General features: G+C 65.0%; 22 protein-coding genes. 13 read left to right on the top strand and 9 right to left on the bottom strand.

Features of this window, described 5'->3' with window-relative positions; genetic code table 11:
* The first annotated feature begins 90 nt into the window (after positions 1-90).
* The 3 genes from NH448_RS02895 to NH448_RS02885 all read left to right on the top strand — a co-directional run bounded on the left by NH448_RS02895 (position 91) and on the right by NH448_RS02885 (position 3,629).
* Entirely contained in the window at positions 91-1,719 is a 1,629-nt protein-coding gene (locus NH448_RS02895) for an acyl-CoA synthetase (RefSeq protein ID WP_045992904.1), read from the top strand.
* Positions 1,720-1,862: 143 nt separating this feature from the next.
* Positions 1,863-2,714, top strand: coding sequence for a 3-hydroxybutyryl-CoA dehydrogenase (locus NH448_RS02890; RefSeq protein WP_045992903.1), 852 nt, complete (start codon positions 1,863-1,865; stop codon positions 2,712-2,714).
* 141 nt (positions 2,715-2,855) lie between these two features.
* Positions 2,856-3,629, top strand: coding sequence for an enoyl-CoA hydratase-related protein (locus NH448_RS02885; protein WP_045992902.1), 774 nt, complete (start codon positions 2,856-2,858; stop codon positions 3,627-3,629).
* Positions 3,630-3,720: 91 nt separating this feature from the next.
* Here NH448_RS02885 and NH448_RS02880 read toward each other — a convergent pair whose 3' ends face one another.
* Positions 3,721-4,617: a DMT family transporter gene (locus NH448_RS02880; protein ID WP_045992901.1), complete on the bottom strand. Its 897-nt coding sequence runs from the start codon at positions 4,615-4,617 to the stop codon at positions 3,721-3,723.
* Positions 4,618-4,806: 189 nt separating this feature from the next.
* Between NH448_RS02880 and NH448_RS02875 the strand changes: the two genes are divergently transcribed.
* Positions 4,807-5,496 (top strand): aspartate/glutamate racemase family protein, encoded by a 690-nt coding sequence (locus tag NH448_RS02875; protein ID WP_045992900.1) that lies wholly within the window; start codon positions 4,807-4,809, stop codon positions 5,494-5,496.
* A gap of 69 nt (positions 5,497-5,565) precedes the next feature.
* Positions 5,566-6,453, top strand: a complete 888-nt coding sequence (locus NH448_RS02870) for an MOSC N-terminal beta barrel domain-containing protein (protein WP_045992899.1) — start codon at positions 5,566-5,568, stop codon at positions 6,451-6,453.
* Positions 6,454-6,532: 79 nt separating this feature from the next.
* Here the strand turns inward: NH448_RS02870 and NH448_RS02865 are convergent, their stop codons facing one another.
* Positions 6,533-7,006 (bottom strand): nucleoside deaminase, encoded by a 474-nt coding sequence (locus tag NH448_RS02865; protein ID WP_045992898.1) that lies wholly within the window; start codon positions 7,004-7,006, stop codon positions 6,533-6,535.
* A 269-nt stretch (positions 7,007-7,275) separates the two neighbouring features.
* On the opposite strand from NH448_RS02865, the gene NH448_RS02860 reads away from it, so the two are divergent.
* Positions 7,276-7,833: a DUF6624 domain-containing protein gene (locus tag NH448_RS02860; RefSeq protein ID WP_124804119.1), complete on the top strand. Its 558-nt coding sequence runs from the start codon at positions 7,276-7,278 to the stop codon at positions 7,831-7,833.
* Positions 7,834-7,916: 83 nt separating this feature from the next.
* Here NH448_RS02860 and NH448_RS02855 read toward each other — a convergent pair whose 3' ends face one another.
* From NH448_RS02855 to NH448_RS02840, 4 genes are all read right to left on the bottom strand, one after another.
* Complete coding sequence (locus NH448_RS02855; protein WP_045992896.1) at positions 7,917-8,588, bottom strand: response regulator; 672 nt, start codon at positions 8,586-8,588, stop codon at positions 7,917-7,919.
* A 193-nt stretch (positions 8,589-8,781) separates the two neighbouring features.
* Positions 8,782-10,416 (bottom strand): PAS domain S-box protein, encoded by a 1,635-nt coding sequence (locus NH448_RS02850; protein ID WP_157033053.1) that lies wholly within the window; start codon positions 10,414-10,416, stop codon positions 8,782-8,784.
* Between the two features lie 12 nt (positions 10,417-10,428).
* Entirely contained in the window at positions 10,429-11,088 is a 660-nt protein-coding gene (locus tag NH448_RS02845) for a 2OG-Fe(II) oxygenase (protein ID WP_045992895.1), read from the bottom strand.
* Positions 11,089-11,128: 40 nt separating this feature from the next.
* Positions 11,129-11,761, bottom strand: coding sequence for a CoA pyrophosphatase (locus NH448_RS02840; protein ID WP_052704359.1), 633 nt, complete (start codon positions 11,759-11,761; stop codon positions 11,129-11,131).
* Positions 11,762-11,862: 101 nt separating this feature from the next.
* Here NH448_RS02840 and NH448_RS02835 point away from each other — a divergent pair, with 101 nt between their 5' ends.
* Positions 11,863-12,420: an NUDIX hydrolase gene (locus NH448_RS02835; protein ID WP_045992893.1), complete on the top strand. Its 558-nt coding sequence runs from the start codon at positions 11,863-11,865 to the stop codon at positions 12,418-12,420.
* Between the two features lie 102 nt (positions 12,421-12,522).
* Here the strand turns inward: NH448_RS02835 and NH448_RS02830 are convergent, their stop codons facing one another.
* Positions 12,523-12,834, bottom strand: coding sequence for a YqfO family protein (locus NH448_RS02830; protein WP_045992892.1), 312 nt, complete (start codon positions 12,832-12,834; stop codon positions 12,523-12,525).
* A gap of 122 nt (positions 12,835-12,956) precedes the next feature.
* Between NH448_RS02830 and NH448_RS02825 the strand changes: the two genes are divergently transcribed.
* On the top strand, positions 12,957-13,802 hold the full coding sequence (locus NH448_RS02825) for a fructosamine kinase family protein (protein WP_045992891.1): 846 nt from the start codon (positions 12,957-12,959) through the stop codon (positions 13,800-13,802).
* Positions 13,803-13,814: 12 nt separating this feature from the next.
* Here NH448_RS02825 and NH448_RS02820 read toward each other — a convergent pair whose 3' ends face one another.
* Positions 13,815-14,729 carry an alpha/beta hydrolase gene (locus NH448_RS02820; protein ID WP_045992890.1) on the bottom strand — a complete coding sequence of 305 codons (915 nt, stop codon included), beginning with the start codon at positions 14,727-14,729 and terminating at the stop codon, positions 13,815-13,817.
* Between the two features lie 348 nt (positions 14,730-15,077).
* Here NH448_RS02820 and NH448_RS02815 point away from each other — a divergent pair, with 348 nt between their 5' ends.
* From NH448_RS02815 to NH448_RS02800, 4 genes are all read left to right on the top strand, one after another.
* Positions 15,078-16,541, top strand: coding sequence for a TolC family outer membrane protein (locus NH448_RS02815; RefSeq protein WP_045992889.1), 1,464 nt, complete (start codon positions 15,078-15,080; stop codon positions 16,539-16,541).
* A gap of 92 nt (positions 16,542-16,633) precedes the next feature.
* Positions 16,634-18,031, top strand: a complete 1,398-nt coding sequence (locus NH448_RS02810) for an efflux RND transporter periplasmic adaptor subunit (protein WP_071211120.1) — start codon at positions 16,634-16,636, stop codon at positions 18,029-18,031.
* Positions 18,028-21,222, top strand: coding sequence for an efflux RND transporter permease subunit (locus NH448_RS02805; RefSeq protein ID WP_045992888.1), 3,195 nt, complete (start codon positions 18,028-18,030; stop codon positions 21,220-21,222). The genes NH448_RS02810 and NH448_RS02805 overlap by 4 nt, the downstream gene beginning before the upstream one ends.
* Positions 21,223-21,527: 305 nt before the next feature.
* A complete protein-coding gene (locus NH448_RS02800; RefSeq protein ID WP_052704358.1) occupies positions 21,528-22,268 on the top strand; it encodes a hypothetical protein in 741 nt (246 codons plus the stop codon).
* A gap of 51 nt (positions 22,269-22,319) precedes the next feature.
* Here the strand turns inward: NH448_RS02800 and NH448_RS02795 are convergent, their stop codons facing one another.
* Positions 22,320-22,934, bottom strand: a complete 615-nt coding sequence (locus tag NH448_RS02795) for a TetR family transcriptional regulator (protein ID WP_045992887.1) — start codon at positions 22,932-22,934, stop codon at positions 22,320-22,322.
* 182 nt (positions 22,935-23,116) lie between these two features.
* Between NH448_RS02795 and NH448_RS02790 the strand changes: the two genes are divergently transcribed.
* Entirely contained in the window at positions 23,117-24,151 is a 1,035-nt protein-coding gene (locus NH448_RS02790) for a succinylglutamate desuccinylase/aspartoacylase family protein (RefSeq protein WP_045992886.1), read from the top strand.
* Positions 24,152-24,228: the final 77 nt, after the last annotated feature.

Genomic DNA, 24,228 nt, shown 5'->3' with positions numbered 1-24,228 from the left:
TTCTGTTCAGGATCGGCCATCGTCATTTCCCTCGTAGCGAGGCGCAGGCCGCCAGTGGCTACGCATGCGACCTTCAATCAGGAGTGTCTAATGAGCAACATCTACGACCAGGGCATGCCGCGCAACGCGGCCAACCACGTGGCGATCTCGCCGTTGACCTTCATCGAACGCGCGGCCAGCGTCTATCCGGACCTGCCGGCGGTGGTCCACGGCCAGACGCGCCGCGACTGGGCCACCACCTGGCAGCGCTGCCGGCGACTGGCCTCGGCGCTGGAGCGTCGTGGGCTCGGCAAGGGGGATACGGTGTCGGTGATGCTGCCCAATGTGCCGGCGATGTTCGAGGCTCACTTTGGCGTGCCCCTGGCCGGTTGCGTACTCAACACTCTGAATATCCGTCTCGATGCCTCGGCGATTGCCTACATGCTGGAACACGCCGAGACCCGGGCGATCCTGGTGGACCCGGAGTTTGTCGAGGTGGTACGTGAGGCGATCAAGGGCCTCGATAAACCGCCTCTGATCATCGACGTGCTGGATCCCGAGTTCGAGGGCCAGGCCGAGCGCCTGGGCGAGATCGAGTACGAGGACCTGCTGGCCGAAGGTGACGCCGACTACCCCTATCGCCTGCCCGAAGACGAGTGGGACGCCATCTCGCTGAACTACACCTCCGGTACCACCGGTAAGCCCAAGGGCGTGGTCTATCACCATCGCGGCGCCTACCTCAACGCCGTGAGCAACATCCTCGAGTGGGCGATGCCACATCACCCGGTGTACCTGTGGACGCTGCCGATGTTCCACTGCAACGGCTGGTGTTTCCCCTGGACCATCGCCGCCAACGCCGGGGTCAACGTCTGCCTGCGCAAGGTCGACCCGAAGAAGATCATGGAACTGATCGCCGACGAGAAGGTGACCCACTTCAGCGGTGCGCCGATCGTGCTCAACGGACTGGTCAATCTGGACGAGTCCCAGCGTCGCGCCATCGACCACCCGGTCAAGGCCACCACCGCAGGAGCAGCGCCGCCTGCTGCGGTGATCGCCGGGGTGGAGTCACTCGGTATCGATGTGACCCACGTCTATGGTCTGACCGAGGTCTATGGTCCGGTGACGGTGTGCGCCTGGCGCGAGGCCTGGGACGAGCTGCCGCTGGAGGAGCGTGCCCGCATCAAGGCCCGCCAGGGCGTGCGTGGGCACATGCTGGAGGCGCTTTGCGTGGCCGACCCGGTGACCCTGGAGCCATTGCCCAAGGACGGCGAGAGCATCGGCGAGATCATGATGCGTGGCAACAATGTGATGAAGGGCTACCTGAAGAACGAGGCCGCCACCCGGGAAGCGCTGGATGGTGGCTGGTACCACACCGGCGACCTGGCAGTGTGGCACGCCGATGGCTACATCGAGATCAAGGATCGCTCCAAGGACATCATCATCTCCGGCGGCGAGAACATCTCCACCATCGAACTCGAGGATGCGCTCTACGCCCACCCGGCGGTGGAAGAGGCCGCGGTGGTGGCGCAGCCTGACGAGAAGTGGGGCGAAAGCCCCTGCGCCTTCGTCAAGCTCAAGGCCACCAGCGGTGAGGTGACCGAAGAGGACATCATCGAGCACTGTCGGGGCAAGCTTGCGCGCTTCAAGGTGCCCAAGCGCGTCGTCTTCACCGAACTGCCGAAGACCTCGACCGGCAAGATCCAGAAGTTCGTGCTGCGTCAGCAGGCCAAGGAGAGCTGATCGCCGCCTGCCATCCGCTGATGGCAGGGTAAGCCCGCCCGAGACAGGGCGGGGAGCAGATCATCAGACGCCGCCGTCGGGGTGACCGGGGGCGGCGTGGTTGTGTCATGATCGAGGGAAATATCCATCAAGGGAGAAAGCTAGTGAGCGAGACGCGGATCGGTGTGGTCGGTGGTGGAACCATGGGGCAGGGCATCGCCCAGGTGCTGGTGCAAAGCGGCTTCGAGGTGAGCCTTTATGATGTTGCCGAGGCCGCCCTGGAGCGGGCCAGCGCGGCGATCGACAAGGGCCTTGCCAAGCTGGTGGAAAAGCAGCGGCTAAGTGCCGAACAGCGGGACGAGGCCCGCGCGCGCCTGACCACGGTCAACTCGCTTCAGGCCCTGGCCGACTGCGGGGTGATCATCGAGGCGGCGCCGGAAGCGCCGGAGCTCAAGGAACGCCTGTTCCGGGAGCTCGATGAGCTCAACCCCGAGGCGGTGCTGGCCTCCAACACCTCCTCGCTGTCGCTGACCCGTCTGGCGGCGGTGTGCCAGCGGCCAGAACGAGTCGTCGGCATGCACTTCTTCAACCCGGTGCCGGTGCTCAAGCTGGTCGAGGTCATCCGCGCCGAGCAGACCAGCGACGCGACCGTGGCCCGTGTCGAAGCCCTGGCCGAGTCCATGGGCAAGACCGCCGTGGCGATCGGCGACGCCCCAGGCTTCGCGGTCAACCGCCTGCTGGTGCCGATGATCAACGAGGCGGCTTTCCTGGTGCAGGAAGGGGTGGCCAGCGCTGAAGACATCGACACCGCCATGAAGCTTGGCGCCGCCCACCCGATGGGCCCGCTGGCGCTGGCCGACCTGATCGGCCTGGACGTCTGCCTGGCGATCATGAATGTGCTGGCCGATGGCTTCGGCGATCCCAAGTATCGTCCCTGCCCGCTGCTCAAGCGGATGGTCGACGCCGGCTATCTGGGACGCAAGAGTGGCCGCGGCTTTCACGACTACAGCGGTTGAGGCGGTGGCATGCGCCGAAAGGATGGCTTGTGAGCCTACCAAGCGTTCGCTAGGGTTGGGCCAAAGGTGACGAACGCGCCAGGCTCCGCCGACGCCAGGCGGGCCTCGCCGACAACTGACAACTCTGACAAGGAGCATTTCGTGAGCGAACAACTGGTCGAGATGGTCGACAACGATGGCGTGGTACGCCTCACCATCAACCGTCCCAAGGCGTTGAACGCCCTGAATCGCGAGGTCATCGAGGCGCTGGCCGAGATCCTTGATCGGCTCGAAGGTCGCGAGGGCCTGCGCGCGGTGCTGATCACCGGCGCCGGCGAGAAGTCCTTCGTGGCCGGTGCCGACATCACCGCGATGCGCGAGATGAACCCGCTCGAGGCGCGCGACTTCGCTGGTCAGGCGCTTAAGACCATCAAGCGCCTCGAGACGCTGCCGGTGCCGGTGGTGGCGCTGGTCAACGGCTTCTGCCTCGGCGGCGGCTGCGAGCTGGCGCTGGCCTGTGACTGGGCGGTGGCCAGCGACAACGCGGTGTTTGGCCAGCCCGAGGTACTGCTTGGGGTCATTCCCGGCTTCGGTGGCTCCCAGCGTCTGCCACGTCGGGTTGGCCCGGCCATGGCGCTTGACCTTTGCACCACCGGTCGCAAGATCGACGCCCAGGAGGCCCTGCGCATTGGCCTGGTCAACCAGGTGATGTCCCAGGCCGAGCTCGAGGACTACGCCGCCACCCTGACCAAGCAGTTGTCCGGCAATGGCCCCGGCGCGGTGCGCAGTGCCAAGCAGGTGATCCACGACGGCATGGACCAGGATCTGGACAGCGCCCTGGCGCTGGAGACCAGCCTGTTTGCCCTGTGCTTCGCCTCCGACGAGCAGCGCGAGGGCATGAGCGCCTTCGTCGAGAAGCGCAAGCCCAACTTCTGAGTCTCGTTCACAAGCCTTCAGCGAGCATTGAAGCGGCCATGGCGAATGCCATGGCCGCTTTGTCGTTCAGGCGCGAGGATTCTGGGGGCGCCTAGCGGGGCAATGGTCGCGTGGCCTTGTCCCGGCCCGGCGACAGCATGCCGGTGGCCACAGCGGTGCCTGCCAGGGTGATGGCCATGCCCACCAGGGTGCGCAGCCCCAGGGTCTCGTCGAGCAGCACATAGCCCCACAGCAGGGCGCTGACCGGTACCAGAAAGGTCACGGTAGAGGCGGCGGTAGCCCCGGCGCTGGCCAGCAGGCTGAAGAACAGCAGAAAGGCGACAGTGGTGGACAGCACCGCCATGGCCAGGGCGCTGCCCCAGGCCTCGATGCTGACGGCTTGCTGCGGCCACATCAGGAGCCCAGGTACCAGCAGCATCAGCCCGGACATCGAGCAGCTGCCGGCGGCCAGCACGCGTACCGGCAGATGGCCGAGGTGGGTCTTCGAATAGTTGCCGGCGATGCCATAGCAGAAGGTGGCCCCGAGAATCGCCAGGATGTACCAGCCATCGCCGCCCAGCTGGAAGTCCAGCCGATCGGCGGACAGCACGTAGACACCGACGAAGGCCAGCGCCAGACCCAGGTACTGACGTCGGCGAATCGGCGTGGCGAACCAGGCGGCGCCGATAAGCGCGGTGAAGATCGGAGTGGTGGCGTTGATCAGCGAGGTGAAGCCTGCCTCGAGCTGGGTGGTCGCCAGGGCCAGCAGTGAAAACGGCACCACGTGGTTGATGAAGCCGAGCAGCGCCAGGCGTCCGATATTGTCGCGCACCTGGCGCAGGTAGTGCAGTGATGCCAGCAGGGGCAGCAGCAGCAGGGCGCCGACCCCCATGCGGATCATCACCACCGGGACGGCGCCGAACTCCGGCGAGGCCACCCGCATGAAGATGAAGGACAGTCCCCACAGGCTCGACAGCAGGACCAGCTTGAGGGTGTCTGAGGCCGTCATCGAGATTCCTTGTCGTGGGACGGAGGAGGTAGTGGTAGCACTTTTGCTAGCCCGCTAAGAGTATGCGAGATGCGCGAAACAGGAAAGCCGTTGAGGGTGAGGGTGCTGTGAGCCACCGATGACTCTTGTATGCTGAAGTAGACGGTACCGCAACACTGACTGGGCCAGGGAAGTCCTCGGGAGGGCGCTATGAAGACCATCGGGCTGTTGGGCGGCATGAGTTGGGAGTCCACGGTGAGCTACTACCAGGTCATCAATCGGGATGTGAACCGCGCACTTGGTGGACATCATTCGGCCAGGATTGCCTTGATCAGTCTGGACTTCGCCGAGGTCGAGGCCTTTCAGCATCAGGGCCGCTGGGAGGATGCCGCCGGGCTGCTCGCCGACGCCGCCTGGCGCGTTCAGGAGGCGGGCGCGGACCTTATCGTGCTGTGTACCAATACCATGCACAAGGTGGCCCGAGACATCGAAAAGGCGGTGGATATCCCCCTGTTGCACATTGCCGACGCCACCGCCGATGCCCTGATCGCCGACGGGGTCAAGCGGGTGGGGCTGCTCGGCACCTGTTTTACCATGGAGCAGGGCTTCTACAAGGACCGGCTCGAGGCCTACGGTATCGAGGTACAGGTACCCGAGAAGGCTCAGCGCGATCAGGTTCACCGGATCATCTACGATGAACTTTGCCATGGTGAAATCGAGCAGGCGTCACGCCAAGTGATGCTGTCGATCATGGAAGAGCTCAAGGCCGGTGGTGCGGAAGCGGTGATACTGGGCTGCACCGAGATCGCCTTGCTGGTCGCTCAGGCCGACACCGAGATTCCGCTGTATGATACGACGGCCATTCACGCCCGCAGGGCCGTCGAACTGGCGTTAGGCTGACGCTGGCCCGGTACTGGTGCAGTGCCCGTGCCACCAACTTGAGACGATGCCCCTCTGGCAAGGATGCCCATGAAGCTTTCCACTCTCGCCTGTTACCCCGTCAAGTCGCTGCGCGGCATCGCGCTGTCCCGGGCTGAACTCACCGAGCGCGGGCTCGCCTTCGATCGGCGCTGGATGCTGGTCGACGACGACGGGCGTTTCGTCACCCAGCGTGAGATCCTCGCCCTGGCGACCATCGGTGTCGAACTGTCGTCCGACACGCTGCGCCTGGTCCACGACAGGATGGCGCCGCTCGTGCTGTCACTGGACGAACCCCAGGCGGCCATGCGCCAGGTGCGGGTCTGGCAGAGCGAATGCCAGGCGTTGGACGAAGGCGACGGTGCGGCGAATTGGCTGGCAGAAGCGCTGGCAAAGTCCTTGCCAAAGCCCTTGCCAAAGTCCTTGCCAGAACCCCAGCGCGAAGCGGGGCGGTTGCGGCTGGTGCGCCTGCCCCACGAGCAGCGCCGTTGGGTAGAGACCGAGTTTCTGCCGGCGGCGGAGCGCGGTGTGGTGCATACCGCCTTTGCCGATGGCTACCCCCTGCTGATCGCCTCCGAGGCCTCGCTGGCAGCGCTCAACCAGCGGCTGGAAGCCAAGGGGGAGGCGCCGGTGCCGATGGAGCGCTTCCGCCCCAACCTGGTGGTGTCGGGCGGTGATCCCTTCGCCGAACGGGATTGGGCCTCGTTGGCCGGGCCCGGCTATCGCCTCGGCCTGCGCAAGCCATGCAAGCGCTGCAAGATCATCACCCTGGATCAGCGCAGCGGTGAGGCGCCCTCGGCCAAGGAGCCGTTGAAGACCCTGGTGGAAATGGATACCCAGCCCGGTTGGAAGGGCGCCTTCTTTGGCCAGAATGCCGTCGTCGAGCAGGGCGTGGGGGCCATCCTGCGTGTGGGTGACGTGCTCGATAGCCTGAGCTGACGGTTGATCACCGGCGTCGCCGGCCAACGACTCGACGCCGCTGTCCGCCTTCTCGATACCCCAGCTCCCCCTTCCTCCGTCACTTCCGATAGAGCCGCCGGTGCAGCTCGCGAATCTCGTCGGCAAACTCCTCAACCGGCCCCTCCACCTCGGCACTCGGCACGATGGTCTGGATCGGCAGCGGGGCGATCGGGGCAGGTGCCACCTGCCACTCGCCGAGCCAGCCGCCGAGCTGTTCTGAGGAGCTGGCGTAGACGATGCGTCCGAGTCCGACCCAGCCATGCGCCGCGGCGCACATGGGGCAGTGTTCGCCGGAGGTATAGACGGTCGAGTGCGCGCGCTCTTCGACGCTGAGGTGCTCGGCCGCCCAGCGGGCGATGGCGAATTCGGGGTGGCGGGTCGCGTCACCGCCGGCGACGCGGTTGCGATCCTCGAAGCGAACCTGCCCTTGCGGGTCCACCAGCAGCGAGCCGAACGGCTCGTCACCAGCCTCGAGGGCCTCCCTGGCCAGGTCAACGCAGCGGCGCAGGTGCTGACGATCGGTCGAATTCATTCAGTATTCCTCATAAAGATGATCCGCGGGCGGCCTCCTGCCTGGGGAAGGATGCCTCCGGGGAGGGATATCTGTGGCCTTGGCTTGACTCTAGCATGGACCAAAGTTGTCCGATGACGGACAGCCAGATACGTGATTCTTCACTGAAATATGCTTCTGGCGTCGGCATTTTCCTACGCAGCGCCCGGCGGATCGACTATTGATGCCGAAGGGTAACCCTAGGACGCTGTAGGTTGTCGGCAAGCTGGCCTGCAAATGAGGTGCGTTGCATGAACACGAGGAATACCATGTTGGCCCAGCAGATGGTGGCGCTGGCCGAGCAAGATAGAGCGTTGCTGGATGAACTCGCGGCCTCGGGGGAGATCCCCTCCGCCGACTATCATCCGCGAGTGCGTGCGCTGCATCAGGCCAATGCCGAGCGTCTGTCTGCGGTCATCGATCGTCACGGCTGGCCGGGCAAGGACACCGTCGGGGAAGACGGCAGCGAAGCAGCCTGGTACATCGCGATGCACGCGGTTTTCGACGTGGATTTCATGCAACGTTGCTGTTCTGCACTGATTCAGGCGGTTGCCGCCGGCCAGGCGCCCGGGTGGCAGCTGGCCTTTCTCGAAGATCGCATAAGGGTCCTGACCGGTCGGCCCCAGCGCTATGGCACCCAATTCGAGATCGGCGACGACGGCTGGCCCGTACCCAGCGTCATCGAACGGCCGGATGACGTCGATCGGCGTCGTCAGGCGCTTGGGCTGGAGCCGCTGTCCAGTCGTCTGGCACGGCTGAGGGGACCGGGGTTAGCGGGTCCGGATGACTGGCTACGGCGTTCGGCCTGAACCGCTTTGCTTCACTTCCTGCTGCATGTCGAACTGAGCCGGCTGCCAGTTGGTGGCCTCTCACTCTGCCCTTATCACCAGACTCATGACGGCGCGCCGGCATCTCGGCCGACGTCGCTATCCTGCCCGGGCAGTGCTGCCACCAATCCCAGCGCCACGGCCAGCCTGACCAGATGCGCCAGGCTATCGGCGCCGAGTGTCTTCATGATGCGCTGACGGTAGACCTCCACGGTCTTGGCGCTCAGCGTCAGCTTCTCGGCGATCTCGCGACTGGTAAGCCCGCGGGCCACCTCGACCAGGATGGCCTGTTCGTTGGCCCTCAGCCCTTCATATCGCTGCCGCAGCTCTTCGAGATCGGCCTGGGCCCGCTGCCGGTGCTGGTGGTGGGCCAGCGCCTGCTGGATGACATCGATCAATTGCTGCTGATTGAAGGGCTTTTCGATGAAGTCGAAGGCTCCCGCCTTCAACGCGGCGACCGCCATGGGCACGTCACCGTGACCGGTCATCATGATCAGGGGAGGACAACGGTCTCGCTCGGCCAGCCGCTGCTGGACCTGCAGACCGCTGAGGCCGGGCATGCGCACGTCCAGCAACAGCACCTCATGGTGCCGCGACGAGGCGAGAAAGGCGTCGCCGCTGGCGTAGCCCTGACTGCCAAGTCCCACCGACTGCAATAGCCAGGCGAGCGACTCGCGCAGGTCATCGTCGTCGTCGATGATGGCGATGGTTGGCTGGTCAGCAGTGTCGACGGGCATGATGGTCACTTCGCTGGTTGGGCGAGTCTCGCGGGCAGGCCCCTATGCTAGCCGATCCCCCGGCCAAAGGGGACCGTGCCAGGCGATGCCTGGTCGCCGGGTTTTCGTACGAAGCCTGGTGCCTGATCTCCGCCTGGCTGGCGCTTGGCGCCTCAAGGCAGGGGGCGCGCCGAGGTATCAGCTGTTCAAGCGCTCAGGCGGAGGGCAGGGTAATGCGAAAGCGCGCACCCTGTGGCGCGTCAGGATCTTCTGGCCGCCTCGCACCGGGACCGGGGGCAAGAGCGTCTGCGCTCGGTGGGTCGCCGTCATCGATCAGCACCAGGTTGCCGCCCATGGCCTCGATCAACGACAGGCTGATCGATAGCCCCATGCCGAGACCGTCCTTGCGGCCGCTGACGAAGGGCGTAAACAGGCCCTGGCGTTGCTCTGGTGCCACGCCGGGGCCGTCGTCGACGATGTCCACGCAGCATTCACGGGAGCCAAGAGGGTAGGCTTCCAGGCGAATGCACGGAGGCCTGGGCGGAGTGGCGATGTCGCGACAGGCGTCGAGAGCGTTGCGGATCAGGTTGACCAGTACCTGTTCCAGGCCGATGGCGTCGGCCATGACGAGGTCGAGGCCAGGGGCCAGGCGTGACGCCAGATGCACGCCTTCGTGCCGACACTGGGGCTCGCACAGGTCGCAGGCCTGGCCAATGATCTCGGCGAGATCCTGGGGCGCGAGGTGAAGACTGCCGCGGCGAACGAAGCGACGGATATGCTTGAAGCGTTCGGATAGGCGCTGAATCTGATCGTTGATGCGGTTGAGGGGCAGCGCCAGTTGGTGGGCGGGTTGGTCGGGGTCGCGTTCGAGCTGCATCAGCGCGCCGCTGGCGTAGTTGCCCATGGCCGCCAGCGGCTGATTGCATTCGTGGGCGATATTGGTGGCCAGTTCACCCAGGCTCGCCAGGCGATTGGCGTGGGTGATCTGCTCCTGATGGCGGCGTGCCTGGGCCTCCGCCTCCAGGCGCAGACTGAGATCTCGATTGAGGATCGACAGTCGCGTCTGCCCTCCCTGTTCACGGTGCAGCTGGACCACGCTGAGCACCGGGATCTCGCCTGAGGGTGAGGCCAGGGCCAGCTCGCCACTCCAGCGCCCCTCCAGGGTGACGGCAGGCAGCACCTGTTCACGCCATCTTTGTGCCGACGTGGGCACCAACAGTTCGGCAATGGTCGTGCTTGCGCCTTCTTCGTCGAGCCTGAACAGGCTACGTGCGGCCTGATTGCAGTAGACCACGTGTTCGTCCTGGTCGCAGAACAGCACAAAATCGGTGGTCGATTCCACCACCCTTGCCAGACGCTCGCGGCGTGCCTCGGACTCGACCCGCCGACTGACGTCGCGGGAGACGCACAGCACGTCGGTGAGTTCGCCGGTAGCGGGGTCGCGACGGGTACGGCTGGTGGTCTCGAACCAGATGTAGTGGCCGCTGCGGGTGCGAAAACGGTAGGTCTGCTCGTAGAAGCCCTCGTGGTAGTAGATACGAGGGGACTTGGACAGCAGCGCCGCCAGATCGTCCGGGTGGAAGAGGTCGTAGGCCGATACACCGATCAAGTCGTCAGGATCATAGCCCAGCAGGGTCCTGGCGGCCTGGGAGGCGTAAAGGAAGACGCCGTTGTGGTCGTGGCGCGAGATCAGATCCGTGGTGCTCTCGGCCAGCCACTGATAGTGGCGCTTCTCCTGTTCGAGCTGCTGTACCCGTTCGCTGAGCGCCTCTACCTGCTGGCGCAAGCGTTCCTCTTCGGTTCGCGGTTCGGCGCTGGAGGCTTTAGCGTCGTTGCTGTCGTGGCGCATGGTCATCAGGCCCTAGCGAGCCGGGTCTACCACGCCACCCAGCGAGGCATTGCGTCTGAACCAGCCGGCGATGCTGGCGCGGGGCTGGCGGGTCGGCAGTACTTCATGCGGCACCTGCTCGGACAAGAAGCACACCAGGGTGCCGGCCCTGGGGGCGACCCTGGTGAGCTCCCTCTGCGGGTCCTGTTCAGCGTAGATGACCATCTCGCCACCGCCATCTTCCGGCCAGTCGGGATTGAGATAGCCTACCGTGGAGACCACGCGGTTGGCGCGGCCTCGGAAACTGTCGAGATGTCGACGGTAGAAGGCTCCGGCAGGATAGCGGGCCAGATGCGCCTCGTACTCGAACAGGCCGAGAAACAGGCTCTCGTTGAGTCTCTGCTGAAGTTCGCCCATGGCGTCGAGATAGCGGCGCTGGGCCAGGGTTTCCCGATCGAGCCAGTGGATGGCGTCGCCACGAATGTCTTCGCGGGTATCGAAGTCGGATCCGCGGCCGATGCCGGCCCGGGCCAGGGCCTGCTGGTGCGCTCGGCCCTCGACCTCGGCGTGCAACGCCTGGCACAGCTCGGCGTCGATCATCGCTTCACCAACATAGAAGCCGCGTTCCACCAGGGCGTCCACCAGCTCCTCCATCCGTTGCGGCGGCAGGGGGCAGGGATCGGGGTAGCTCATGAAATCGGTGCTCGTCTTGTCATCGCGGGGCCGTGCCTGGTCATCTTGGCGCTCTTCTCGGAGGCAGATGGCGTAGTCTACCCTCCGGGCGGCGAGAAAGGCTCATGTCCAGGTCGCATCCCTTGGCCAGCAGCTCCACCAGCATCATGGCGGACAGCCCCCAGATCACGTAGTCGTCGCCCTGATCGGCGGGGATCAGGTAGCTCGGCACATAGATGTCGTTGCCGTCCACAGGGATCACGTCGGTGTGGGTACGCTGGTCATCGATAAAGTGCGACAGCGGCACCTCGAAGATCGCGTCCAGCTCACCCTGGTCCGGGACCAGCGGCAGATCCGGCGGAATCAGCCCGACGAAAGGGGTGACCTTGAGACCATGCAGCGACAGCACATCCGAGAGCTGGCCGAGCACCTCTACCTGGCCGGGGGGCAGGCCTATCTCTTCTTCGGACTCGCGCAGGGCGGTGGCCAGCAGGTCGGCGTCATGAGGCTCCCGCTTGCCGCCCGGAAAGGCGACCTGGCCGCTGTGGGTCGACAGGTGGCTTGCGCGGCGGGTGAACAGCAGACCGGGCTCGGGCCGATCGACCAACGGGATGAGTACCGCTGCCTCGGGTAGCTTCAGCGTCAGGCGGCGGGGGGAATGCGCTTGCAGGCGTTTGCGAAGTTTCTCTAACATGGGGGATCCGCAGGGTTTCACTCCTTGTACCCAGCCCCGTGCAGTGGCGTCAAGCCCGTCCTCCATTCCCGAGCCGGGAGCGACATGAACGATTGCAGCCCATGAATTTTTGCAGCCATTGCGGGCAGACCGTCCGTTTCGTCATCCCCGAGGGGGACGACCGTCCGCGTTACCTGTGTGACGACTGCGGCACCATCCACTACCAGAACCCGCGCATCGTGGCCGGCACGCTGCCGGTTTGCGGGTCACGGGTGCTGCTGTGTCGTCGCGCCATCGCGCCGCGTGAAGGCTACTGGACGCTGCCGGCGGGATTCATGGAAAACGGCGAGACCACCCCGGACGCAGCACGGCGCGAGACCCGCGAGGAGGCCTGCGCCGAGGTAGCGCTGTCGGGGCTCTACACCATGATCGATCTGCCCCATATCAATCAGGTGTTCATGATCTTTCTCGCCGAGCTCGATGGAGGTTACGCCGCCGGTCCCGAGAGTCTCGAAGTCGCGCTGTTCGAGGAGCACGAGGTGCCCTGGGACGAACTGGCCTTTCCCACCATCGAGCGTACCCTGCGTCACTTCTTCGAGGACCGCGCAAGCGCGACCTTCCCGCTGCACATCAGCGATATCACACCGGATCAGCGCAGGCGCTTCTTCGGCAGCGCCTGACAGCACACGTCCAAGGCTTGCCGGGGGCGGGGCCAGGGTTGCCCCCGGTGGCCCACCGCAGATTCGAAAGGCCACCGGCCGGCTCGTTCGCTTTCGTTCGCGTCACAGATCTGCCAGCCGCCAGACGTCGTAGGCCACTTCCTCGTAGGGGTGGGCCAGCTTGAGCGCGGAGATGGCGGCGCCGATCAGCTCGTCCTCGCACACCAGCTCCACCTTGTATTCCTCTACCCGCTCAAGCTCACCCACCTGCCCGATGTGCGGGTCGGCGCCGTCCAGTGGGCGAAACTGGCCCTGACCGGCGGTCTGGAAGCAGCAGGCCTCGTACTCACCGATGCGTCCGGCACCGGTGGCAAACACGGCTTCCTTGACCGCCTCGGCGTCGTCTTTAGGCACGAAGAAGGCAAGCTTGTACATGGGGTCTCCTTGCGTAAGCTGGGGGATGGTCGAGCCGGGTGTACCACCCGAGGGTGGCGACGCGCAACCTGCGCCCGGTGAATCTGCCAGCAGCCAGCAGCCAGCAGCCAGCAGGAGCCAGCATGAAACTGAATGACGCCCTCGAGACGCTGGGGCTAGCCGCCACGGCACCGCCACGTGCCCTGTCGGGCGGTGATATGGCCGAGGTGTGGCGGATCGAGACAGCGCAGGGCGCGGTGGTGGCCAAGCGCGACGATCCTGAACGCCTGGCAGGAGAGGCCGAGGGCCTTGCTGCACTCGGCGATGCCGGTAGCTCGCTGGTGATACCCGCAGTGATGGGCCAGGTCGGCTCCTGGCTGGTGATGGAAGCACTGGAGCCGGGGCCCGCCGACTGGACGGCGCTGGGTCGAGGGCTGGCGGAGCTGCACGCGCCTTGCGAGGCCGCCCACGGCTGGGCGCACGACAACGCCTGCGGGGCAACGCCCCAGCCCAATGCGCCGCTTCACGACGGACGCGCCTTCCAGCGTGAGCGCCGATTGATGCCCCTGGGCGAGGCCTGCCACGGCCGCGGCTTGCTGTCGCGCAGCGAACTTGCCCGCCTCAGGCAGGTGGCCGACCAGCTCGAGGCGTGGCTGCCTGACCAGGCGCCGAGTCTGGTGCACGGGGACCTGTGGTCCGGCAACGTCATCCACAGTTCGCGCGGCCCGGCATTGATCGACCCGGCGGTCTATCGCCACTACCCGGAGGTGGATCTGGCCATGCTGACGCTGTTCGGCGCGCCGGGTGAGGCATTTTTCGAGGCCTACTGGCAGGCGCAGGGGCGGGAGCGCGCCCCCGCCGACTGGCCCCGGCGCGAAGCCGCCTTCCAGCTCTATCCGTTGCTCAATCACCTGCTGCTGTTCGGCCGTGGCTATCACGCGGCAGTGCTGCGAACGATCACGCGGCTGGAGCAGGACTCCAACGACTAGACAGAGCGGGCTTCAGGAGGCGCCGAGCCCCAGCAGGCGTCGCCACCAGGGACGCGCAACCGCCCTGGACGGCTCGTGAGGCTGCTCGGCGAGGCTTTTCTCGAGAAAGGCCTTTATTGGCGCGACCTGGCTCGGGCGATCGAGCATCGGGGCGTGGCCGCAGCCCGGGACCGTCAGCGTCTCGAGCTGTGGCTGAGCCTCGCCCATGCGGGTGACGATATCCTCGGACAGCAAAGGTGAGTCTTCGCCACGCACGACCATCAAGGGGCAGCGGATGGCCTTCCAGTCGGCCCAGGTGTCCCTGGGCGTGTCGTGGACGAATTGCTCGCCGATGCGCGGGTCGTAGTGGTAGGTCCAGCTACCGTCCGGCAGGCGGCGGGCGCTCTCCAGGGTGAGCTGGCGCCAGGCGTCCTCGTCATCGATGCCGAAGCCGGCGTAGTGGCGGCGAAGCTCCGCCTCCAGTTGGCTCAAGCGGGAAAAACGGTGGGGGACGGTGAAGTAGGTGGCCAGTTCGGCCAGGCCTTGTGGCACCAGTTCCGGACCGACATCGTTGAGCACCAGTCGTTCGATGCGGCCTGCACTGGATGGATCGGCGGCCAGCAGCATGCCGAGCAGCCCTCCCATGGAGGTACCCACCCAGGCTGCCCGGTCGAGTTCGAAGTGGTCCATGACCGCCAACGCGACTGTCATGTAGTGGGAGTACAAGTAGTCATTGGCAGGATACAGCGACCAGCTCGACAGTCCTCGCCCCGGTGTGTCGGGTGCCAGGACTCGCCATTCGGGGCCAAGTTCCCGGGCCAGGGCAGCGAAGTCACCGCCGTGGCGTGCCAGTCCGTGCCAGGCGATGACGGTTCTGGGGGCCTCGGGATGAAACACGCGTACCGCGATCTCGAGCTCTCGGAAGGTGACCAGTCTCAGAGTGTCCATGGTGGCTCCTGGTGATGGTCCTGCAGGGGAGGGCGATCTTGGCTATGTTGCAGCGCAGCATTGTGGTTTAGCCAGCAATATAGTGCGGAATTGCGAATTTTTCACCATCCTTGCATGAAGGGCGGTAGAATACGACGCCAAACATGCGACAATGTATGTATATCGAATACCCCTAGATTCGAACGCCACCCGGTGCTTTCCAGGAAGTCGAGGCGCCCAGGAAATGGCAAGGACAGTGTGTCAGGGAGGTCGTGCTCGCGTCGCGCGGCGTCCCTGGCGTGATGTCTCTGTGGCCTGGTCAAAGGGACTTGTGGACAACGCCGAGCAACAGATCCGAGGATGCTATCAATGACGCCTTCCCGACCAGTCCCCGTCACTCTGACCTCGCGGGTTCCTTCTCGCCGCCGCCTTCTGTGTGCCGCTGTCGCCGCCCTGATGATAGGCCAGGTCCAGGCCGCCGATCTGTTGACCATTACCCGCGACGCGCTGGACAACAACTCCGAGTTGGCCTCCGAGCGGTCCACCACCAGTAGTGCGGAAGAAGGCATCAACGTCGAACAGGCGGATCTCAATCCTCAGGTGACCGCCTCCGGCGAGGCGGCCTACAACCATATCTTCGAGACCCAGTCGCAGTCAGGCTTCAGCGGCACCGGCAGCGATGACGACTACCTCAGCTACGGTCTCAACCTGCAGGCGACCCAGAAGCTCTACGACGCCCTGAACAGCCGCGAAGTGAACGTGGCCGAGGCCCAGCTGGAGCAGCAGACCTACACCCTGGCAGCCACTGAACAGCAGGTGTTGATCGACACCTCGTCGGCCTACTTCGATATTCTGCGTGCCTACGAGATCCTCGAAGCACGTAGGGCCCAGGAGCGCGCCATCGGGCGTCAGCTCGAGCAGGCCCAGGAGCAGTTCGACGTCGGTTTGATCGCGATCACCGAGGTCGAGGAAGCGCGGGCGACCTTCGACCAGTCACGGGCCGACAGGATCGTCGCCGAGAGTGACCTCCAGGTGGCCTTCGAGGCGCTGGAGCGCTTGACCGGCAAGCGCTACGACAGCATCGAGATGCTCCAGGACGATCTGCCTATTGCGCTGCCCGAGCCGTCCAGTCGTGATGCCTGGATCGAGCTTGCCATCGAGCGCAATCCGGAACTGCTGGCGCAGCAGGCTGGCGTCGATGTGGCGCGTGAGCGGATCGATGTGGCCAGGGCCGCCGATCTGCCGGTGGTGGAGGCCTTTGCCAACTACGCCTACAGCGACGACGAGCGTGACAACTTCGAGGACTACAACTCCAACAGCCAGGTGGGCGTGAGCGCCAGCATGCCGCTGTACACCGGCGGTCGGACCAGCGCCTCGGTGCGCCAGACCACCTACGACCTGGAGTCCAGCCAGTACGACTTCGAGTCCCAGCGCCGCGAGACGGTGCTGCAGGTGCGCTCGCTGTACACCCAGGTCAGCAATGACGTCTCCACGGTGGCGGCGCGCAAGCAGTCCATCGTCTCCAACCAGAGTGCCCTCGATGCCACCCGCGCGGGCTACGAGGTGGGTACCCGCAACATCGTCGACGTGCTCAACGCCGAGCAGAACCTGTATAACGCCATCGCTGACTACGCCGATGCCCGTTTCAACTACGTGATCAACCTGCTCAGTCTGCACCGTCAGGCGGGGGTGCTCGACGCCCAGGATATCGCCGAGCTCAACGCCTTCCTGGTCGAGGAAGGGCAGGTGAACTTCACTCTGCCGGAGCAGGGCGAGGCCGACGAATACGACGCGGTTCTCGATATCGGCGCACCGCCGAGTCAGGACGGCTGACGCACGACTTGGCGTCCAGGCTGACCGCCTCCTCCCCCGAGGCGGTCAGCGCCCGGCATCTGACGATCCAATTACCCCGAAGGAATCAAGGGATGAAAACCACCATCTATCGCGGCCGCCTCTGGGCCGCACTGGCGGCGGCATTGCTGCTGGTCGGCTGTGGTCAGGAAGAAGACCCGTCCGCCGGTCAGGCCGGTGGTCAGCCACCCGCCAAGGCCATCGAGGTGGCCGAGCTGGCCTACCAGGACATTCCACTGGACAAGTCCTACCCCTCCAAGCTGATGAGCGAGCAGGAAGTCACCCTGGTCGCACGTGTCACCGGTGTGCTCGAGGAGCGCAAGTTCGAACCCGGCGATCAGGTCGAGCAGGGTGAGAGCCTCTACACCATCGAGCCGGACCTGTACGAGGCCACCGTGGCCCAGCGCGAGGCCGACCTGGCCAGCGCCCAGGCCGAGCTGTCGCGGGCCGAGCGTGACGCCAATCGTTTCCAGCAGCTGGCAGCCCAGAACTCGGTGAGCCGTCAGCAGGTCGACCAGGCCCTGGCCGACGCGCGCGTCGCGCGGGCCAGCGTGGCCCAGGCCGAGGCGGCGCTGAAGAGCGCCCAGCTCGATCTGGACTACGCCGAGGTCACGGCGCCGGTGTCTGGCGTGATCGGTCTCAGTGAGGTCAATGTCGGCAACCTGGTGTCACCCAATACCGAACTTGCCACCATTACTCCGCTGGACCCGCTGGAGGTCCGTTTCCAGATGCCTCAGAACGACGCCTTCGAGCTGCGTCGTCAGTTGAAGGACATGAGCATCGAGGACATCGCCGCCTCGCTCGAAGCGTTCTCTTCGCGTGGGGATGAGCCTGCCGTGCTCAGCGGTCACCTGGACTTCCTTGGCTCCCGTGTCGATCCCGAGACCAGCACCGTCCAGGCGGAGGCCACCTTTGCCAACCCGGACGGCGCGGTGCTGCCGGGTCAGTACGTGCGCGTGAAGATCGAGGGGCTGGCTCGCTTCGGCGTGCTGGCGGTGCCGGAGCTGGCGTTGACCCAGGGCCTGATGGGCCCGCAGGTCTACGTGCTCGATGACGACAACGTCGCCAGGGCGCGTCCGGTGCAGCTCGGCGAGCTGGCAGGCGCCTGGCAGATCATCCTCGACGGCGTCGAACCCGGCGAGCGTGTGGTGGTCGGTGATCCGGGCAGCCTGAAGCCGGGTACTCCGATCGATCCCCAGCCGTTTGACGGCGATGCCGAGGCGCTGATGCAAGAGGCCCAGTACGAGCAGCAGGGGCAGGGCGCCGGCCAGGCCGCGCCCGAGCAAGCTGAGCAGGAAGCGGCGGCGTCACCGGGCGAGCCTGCGGCCGATCAGAGCGGGCAGGGCACTGCCGAGAGCGATGGTCAGGGCGAGGACGCCGCGAGTGCCACCCAGGCCGCCCAGCAGGCGCCGATGAATGCGCCGCAGGGCGATCAGGAGGCCGAGGAGGCTCGAGGAGAGGGTAACGAATGAATTTCGCCAACTTCTTCATCAAGCGGCCGATCTTCGCCTCGGTCCTGGCGATCATCCTGACCATCATCGGGGCGATGAGCATGCGGGTACTGCCGATCGAGCAGTATCCCAGCGTGGTGCCGCCCACGGTGTCGGTCAGCGCCACCTTCCCGGGTGCCGATGCCGAGACCGTGGCGCAGACGGTGGCCGCGCCACTGGCGGAGGCGATCAACGGCGTCGAGAACATGCTCTATATGAACTCGACCAGCTCCGACAACGGCTCCATGAGCCTGAGCGTGGCCTTCGACATCGGGACCGACGGTGATATCAACACCATCAACGTCAACAACCGGGTCCAGGGCGCGCTGTCCCAGTTGCCCGAGGCGGTGCAGGAGCAGGGCGTCCAGGTCGAGCTGCGTTCCAGCTCGATCCTGATGCTGGTGTCGTTGATCTCGCCCCAGGACGACTACGACAACATCTACATGCAGAACTACGCCACCCTGAACATTCTCGACGAGCTGCGCCAGATTCCCGGCGTCGGTGAGGCCGAGGTGCTGGGCGGTGGCGAGTTCGCCATGCGCATCTGGATGGACCCCAACAAGCTGGCCGAGTACGACCTGACCCCCACCGAGGTGGCGGCGGCGATTCGTGCCCAGAACACCGAGGTACCGGCGGGTAGCCTGGCGTCCACGCCGATCGACAGCCCGCGAGCATTCACCTACACCATCACCGCCGGCGGACGTCTGTCCAGCGCCGACGACTTCCGCGACATCCTGCTGCGCACCAACGAGGACGGCTCTGCGCTGCGCCTGGATGATGTGGCGCGGATCGAGCTGGGCGCCTCCTTCTACGGCGTCGAGGCACGCCTCAACGGCGCCATCATGACGCCGATCATGATCCAGCAGCAGCCGGGCGCCAATGCCCTGCAGACGGCAGACATGGTCAAGGAAAAGATGAACGAGCTGGAGGTGCGCTTCCCGCCGGGCCTCGAGTACGTGGTGCCCTACGACACCACCCTGTTCATCGACGCCTCGGTGGAAACCGTCTTCCACACCTTTATCGAAGCCTTCCTGATCGTCGGCGTCATCCTGTTCATCTTCCTGCAGAACTGGCGCTTTACCGTGATCGCCATGTCGGTGGTGCCGGTATCGGTACTGGCCACCTTCGCAGGCTTCTACGTGTTCGGCTTCTCGATCAACCTTTTGACGCTGTTCGCTCTGGTGCTGTCCATCGGCATCGTGGTGGATGACGCCATCCTGGTGGTGGAGAACGTCGAAAGGGTGCTGTCGGAGGACGAGGAGATCACGGTTCGCCAGGCCACCATCCAGGCCATGAAGGAGGTCGGTGGGCCGGTCATCGCCACCTCGCTGATCATGGCGGCGGTGTTCGTGCCGGTGGCCTTCCTCGGCGGTTTTACCGGGCAGATCTATCAGCAGTTCGCCCTGACCATCGCCATCTCGGTGGCGTTCTCGGCGCTGATGGCGCTGACCTTCACCCCGGCGCTGTCGGCGATCTTCATCAAGCACGACCTGCACAAGAAGGAATCCTCCTTCATGCGGGCGGTGCGCACCCCGCTGCGCCTGTTCGACCGCTTCTTCGACGGCGTCACCAGGGTGTTCATGGTGGCGGTCAAGGCGCTGGTCAAGGCCTGGGTGCTGACCCTGCTGCTGGTGGGGCTGGTCGGGGCCGGTTCCTTCTGGCTCTACGAGAACACGCCCTCGACGCTGGTGCCGGAAACCGACCAGGGCATCGCCCTGGCGGCGGTCAGCCTGCCGGACTCGGCATCGCTCAGCCGCACCAAGGCCTACATGGCCGAGGTCAGCAAGCGCATCGAGGAAGTGCCCGGTGTGCGCTATTCCTCGGCCATCGCCGGCTACGACATGCTGACCAGCTCGGTCAACACCGCGCGCGGCATCATCTTCATCAACATGGACAACTGGGACGAGCGCGAGACCACGGTGGATGACCTGATTGGCCGGATTTTCCAGATCGGTGCCGAGGTCGATGGCGGCAACGTCATGGCCTTCAATATGCCGCCGATCATCGGCCTGTCCACCACCGGCGGCTTCACCGGCTACCTGCAGTCGTTCTCCGGTGCCACCCCAGAGGAGATCTACCAGGCCTCGCTCAAGGTGATGCAGGCGGCCAACCAGGACCCGGCGCTCAACCAGGTGTTCTCGACCTTCAGCGTCAACGTGCCGTCCTTCCGCGCCGAGATCGACCAGCAAAAGGCGCTGAGCTACGGCGTATCGCTGACCGACCTCAATGCCACCCTGTCGAACACCTTCGGCAACGGCTTCGTCAACTTCTTCAGCTACCAGAACCGCAACTTCCAGGTCTACCTGCAGAACGAGGCGGAGTACCGCGACACCCCGGACGATATCAACAATGTCTATGTGCGCGGCGGCAACGGTGAGCGCATCCCCTTGTCCGAGTTCGTGACCCTCGAGCGCACGGCCGCACCTGCAGTGGTGACGCGTTTCGGGGTCTACTCGGCGGCCCAGTTCCAGGGTGGCCCGGCGGAAGGCTACTCGTCGACCCAGGCGCTCCAGGCCATGGAGCGGATCGTCCAGGATACGCTGGGTAGCGACTGGGGCATGGGCTGGACCGGTACCGCCTACCAGGAGAGCGAAGCGGGTAACGCCGGCACCATCGCCATCATCTTCGGCATGGTCATGGTGTTCCTGATCCTGGCGGCGCAGTACGAGAGCTGGTCATTGCCGCTGGCGGTACTGACCGCCACGCCGTTCGCCTTCCTCGGGGGTATCGCCGGTATCGCCATGCGTGGCCTGGATACCAGCGTCTATGTCCAGATCGGGGTATTGGTGGTCATCGGCCTTGCGGCCAAGAACGCCATCCTGATCGTCGAGTTCGCCGAGCTCCAGCGCAAGGAGATGGGCAAGAGCATCCGCGAGGCGGCGATCACCGCGGCGGAGCTGCGTTTCCGGCCCATCGTGATGACCTCCATGGCGTTTATCTTCGGTACGCTACCGCTGGCCATGGCCACCGGCGCCAGTGACACCAGCAGCCACCACATCGGTACCACGGTGGCCATGGGCATGGCCTCGGTGGCGATACTGGGTAGCTGTTTCGTGCCGTCGTTCTACGCCATGATCGCGTCGCTCTCCCTGCGCTTGTTCGGGGAGCGTGGTTCCGACGACGATGAGGACGAGAACGCCTCAGAAGCCAAGGGCATTGCCACCGATCATTGAACGGGGTGAGCGGGTCAGCATGACCGCCCCTCATCTGTAGAATGGTTGATGCAGGTCAAAGCGCCGCCTTTCCAGGCGGCGCTTTTTTTTATGCTGCAGAGGCGGTGAGTCGCTGGTGGCAGGGGGCTTTTTATCGCCTATTACAAGCTTGTGGCGGGCCTGGGGGAAGTGTGCAGTGCAGCATATTGTGCATTGCAACATGCTGTCGCCAAAGGAAAAATTGGGATGTGCGGGTCGAGGTTTGTGGCCTATGGCGCTATGCTGCGGGTAGCAAGTACGCAAGTGGCAACGCCACGGGAGGTGGTATGGACATAACGCTGATCAGGGACATTGCCCTGAGTTTTCCGCTGATTCTGTTCACGGTGCTGCTTCCACTCGTCGCGCTCTACTGGATCCTGGTGGCATTGAAGCTGGTGCCGCTGCAGCTGTTCGAACGTGACAGCCTGCGTGACGATCATATGGCCAGCACGATGGTATCGCTGGGGTTTGCCGGGGTGCCGGTGACGGTGGCCTTGACCGCGCTGATCCTGTTCGCTGCTGTCTTCACGCTGGTGGCGGAACTGCTGATTCTGCAGTGGGTCAACTTGGCGATCGTGATCGTGCCGCTGGGCATCGTGGTGCTGTGGGGAGCCTTTGCGCTGTCGTCCCCGCTGGCATCCCGCTTCTGTCGGGTACTGTTGAAGCGCTATCGCGATCGGCCCTCGTTCAACCGCCGTTGCCTGCTGGGCGAGCGTGTTCAGGTGGTCGGCTTCATCGATGGCCAGGGGTGCTGCCGTGCGGTGCTCTGCTCGGACGGAACCCGGGAGATCTGCCTGAGGGGCAAGCCGGGGGCGATGCCGCGGGAAGGGGAAGTACGGGTGCTGGTCAAGTACCTGGAAGAGCACGACAGCTTCCGCTCGGTGGCCGAGCAGGAGTTTCTCGATGCGCGTACCCGGCTGGTAAGGCTCAAGCTGATCGAGCGCCATGAACCGGTACCACCCCATGAGGCGCCGACGCACGGGCACCACTACCACGGCCATCGTCACTCCCACGGCCATCAGCATTGAAGCGTGTCGAGCCCTTCTCGAGTCGATCGAGTAGCGGTTCGCGACGACGGGTCAGTCGCGACCGATCAGGCTGATCAGGTCATCGACCAGGGCAGGGCCTCGTTCACTGAGCGTGAAAGCCTGGGGCGCCCGCAGCCACTCCCAGAACAGCCCGCTCAGGGCATAGTGAAACAGGTCGGTGGCACGCTCCGGGCTAAGTCCGGGGCGTAGCTGCTGCTTGAGATCAGCCTGCTTGAACTGGCGCAGCAAGGCCTGGCAGGTTTCTCGGGCGATCTCGGCCTTGGCCTCCAGCGGGTCGAAATCGTCGGTACGCTCGCAGTGGTGCAGCAGGATACCGTGAACCCGGCGGTGGCGCGGAGTATCGGCCTGGCGCAGCCCGGCATGACAGCTCAAGCGAATGGCCTCAAGAGGGTGATGATCGACCGAGGAGTCGTCGAGCTCATTGAGCAGGTCCTCGAACGGCAGATGGACACGCTCCAGCATGGCCCTGAACAGATCGCCTTTGTTGCGAAAATGCCAGTAAAGGGCGCCCCGGGTAACGCCGGCCCGTCGCGAGATGACCTCGAGCGAGGCGCGCGAGACACCACGCTCGAGGAACACTTCCTCGGCGGCATCGAGCAATGCGGCTCGGGTGGCGGCGGCTTCTTGCTTGGTACGGCGGGCCATGGGGGCGGGGCGCTCCGGCGGTGGGTCAGTCCGCGTATTCTACCGGACTGGCCCCGCGAGATCAGCGGCATCGATACGCGCACTGAGGTAAATTGGACTCGTTTTGGCGACGTCACAAAGGTATAAGGACGACAGGTGCTGTCGTGTTTTCGACGGCGCGGCATGGCGACTAAGGAACTTTCATGGCAAGAGCCCCCTTCGAACTGGCCGGCATTACCGTCAAGCCGGGCACGCGTGCCCAGATCGACGTGCCGGTGGCCAAACTTTACACCCATGCACCGCTGGATATCCCGGTGGAGGTCGTTCACGGACGCCAGCCCGGCCCCACCTTGCTGGTGTGCAGCGCCATCCACGGCGACGAGATAAACGGCGTCGAGATCGTCAGGCGTCTGTTGCGTTCGCGCCAGATCAACCGTCTGCGCGGCACCCTGATCGCGGTGCCGATCGTCAATATCTTCGGCTTCGTTCAGCACTCTCGCTATCTGCCGGATCGGCGCGATCTCAATCGCTGCTTCCCCGGCAGTGAATCGGGCTCTCTCGGGGGGCGTATCGCGGCACTGTTTCGCGAGCAGATCGTCGATCACGCGACCCACATCATCGACCTTCACACCGGCGCCATCCACCGCACCAACCTGCCGCAGATCCGCGCCCAGCTGGGTGACGCCGGCGAGGAGACCCGGCGCATGGCCGACGCCTTCGGCGCCCCGGTGATTCTCAACGCCGAGCTTCGCGAAGGCAGCCTTCGCCACTACGCCCAGACGCGCGGTACGCCAGTGCTCACTTACGAGGCCGGCGAGGCGCTGCGCTTCGACGAGTGGGCGATCACCGCGGGTGTCCGAGGGGTGCTGCGGGTGATGCGCCGGCTCGACATGCTCACCGGCGAGCAACGCCGGCGCAAGCCGCCGGCGGCAGAGGTCGCCAATGGGTCGAGCTGGGCGCGTGCGCCCATCGACGGCATCCTGAGGCCCAAGGTGCGCCTGGGTGCCCGGGTCGCCAAGGGGCAGGTGCTGGGCAAGGTCGCCGATCCCTTCGGCGAGACCGAAGGCGAGATCCTGTCCATGGCCGACGGCATCGTCATCGGCATGAGCCGGCTGCCCCTGGCCAACGAAGGCGAGGCGCTGTTCCATATCGCCCGCTTCGACGCCATCGAAGAAGCCGAAAGCGCCATCGAGACCTTCCATTCGAGCCTGGAGCCGCCGCCCGATTCACTCTACTAGGCCTCAAGGCATGAAGCGGTTCACCCAGGAGCCAAGGTTGCACATGCAGGTGAGCACTCGCTTACCTTAAGGCATGA

The sequence above is a fragment of the Halomonas sp. OfavH-34-E genome (genome assembly GCF_024124525.1).
GTDB classification, from domain to species: Bacteria; Pseudomonadota; Gammaproteobacteria; order Pseudomonadales; family Halomonadaceae; genus Halomonas; species Halomonas litopenaei.
The sequence above is the reverse complement of the archived record's forward strand: the minus strand, read 5'-3'. Positions and strand labels throughout refer to the sequence as shown.

Bases quoted from the DNA above. Each gene is read 5' to 3' on its own strand.
- NH448_RS02895 (WP_045992904.1), top strand. From the start codon at position 91: ATGAGCAACATCTACGACCAGGGCATGCCGCGCAACGCGGCCAACCAC.
- NH448_RS02880 (WP_045992901.1), bottom strand. From the start codon at position 4,617: ATGACGGCCTCAGACACCCTCAAGCTGGTCCTGCTGTCGAGCCTGTGG.
- NH448_RS02875 (WP_045992900.1), top strand. From the start codon at position 4,807: ATGAAGACCATCGGGCTGTTGGGCGGCATGAGTTGGGAGTCCACGGTG.
- NH448_RS02870 (WP_045992899.1), top strand. From the start codon at position 5,566: ATGAAGCTTTCCACTCTCGCCTGTTACCCCGTCAAGTCGCTGCGCGGC.
- NH448_RS02865 (WP_045992898.1), bottom strand. From the start codon at position 7,006: ATGAATTCGACCGATCGTCAGCACCTGCGCCGCTGCGTTGACCTGGCC.
- NH448_RS02860 (WP_124804119.1), top strand. From the start codon at position 7,276: ATGAACACGAGGAATACCATGTTGGCCCAGCAGATGGTGGCGCTGGCC.
- NH448_RS02855 (WP_045992896.1), bottom strand. From the start codon at position 8,588: ATGCCCGTCGACACTGCTGACCAGCCAACCATCGCCATCATCGACGAC.
- NH448_RS02850 (WP_157033053.1), bottom strand. From the start codon at position 10,416: ATGCGCCACGACAGCAACGACGCTAAAGCCTCCAGCGCCGAACCGCGA.
- NH448_RS02845 (WP_045992895.1), bottom strand. From the start codon at position 11,088: ATGAGCTACCCCGATCCCTGCCCCCTGCCGCCGCAACGGATGGAGGAG.
- NH448_RS02840 (WP_052704359.1), bottom strand. From the start codon at position 11,761: ATGTTAGAGAAACTTCGCAAACGCCTGCAAGCGCATTCCCCCCGCCGC.
- NH448_RS02835 (WP_045992893.1), top strand. From the start codon at position 11,863: ATGAATTTTTGCAGCCATTGCGGGCAGACCGTCCGTTTCGTCATCCCC.
- NH448_RS02830 (WP_045992892.1), bottom strand. From the start codon at position 12,834: ATGTACAAGCTTGCCTTCTTCGTGCCTAAAGACGACGCCGAGGCGGTC.
- NH448_RS02825 (WP_045992891.1), top strand. From the start codon at position 12,957: ATGAAACTGAATGACGCCCTCGAGACGCTGGGGCTAGCCGCCACGGCA.
- NH448_RS02820 (WP_045992890.1), bottom strand. From the start codon at position 14,729: ATGGACACTCTGAGACTGGTCACCTTCCGAGAGCTCGAGATCGCGGTA.
- NH448_RS02815 (WP_045992889.1), top strand. From the start codon at position 15,078: ATGACGCCTTCCCGACCAGTCCCCGTCACTCTGACCTCGCGGGTTCCT.
- NH448_RS02810 (WP_071211120.1), top strand. From the start codon at position 16,634: ATGAAAACCACCATCTATCGCGGCCGCCTCTGGGCCGCACTGGCGGCG.
- NH448_RS02805 (WP_045992888.1), top strand. From the start codon at position 18,028: ATGAATTTCGCCAACTTCTTCATCAAGCGGCCGATCTTCGCCTCGGTC.
- NH448_RS02800 (WP_052704358.1), top strand. From the start codon at position 21,528: ATGGACATAACGCTGATCAGGGACATTGCCCTGAGTTTTCCGCTGATT.
- NH448_RS02795 (WP_045992887.1), bottom strand. From the start codon at position 22,934: ATGGCCCGCCGTACCAAGCAAGAAGCCGCCGCCACCCGAGCCGCATTG.
- NH448_RS02790 (WP_045992886.1), top strand. From the start codon at position 23,117: ATGGCAAGAGCCCCCTTCGAACTGGCCGGCATTACCGTCAAGCCGGGC.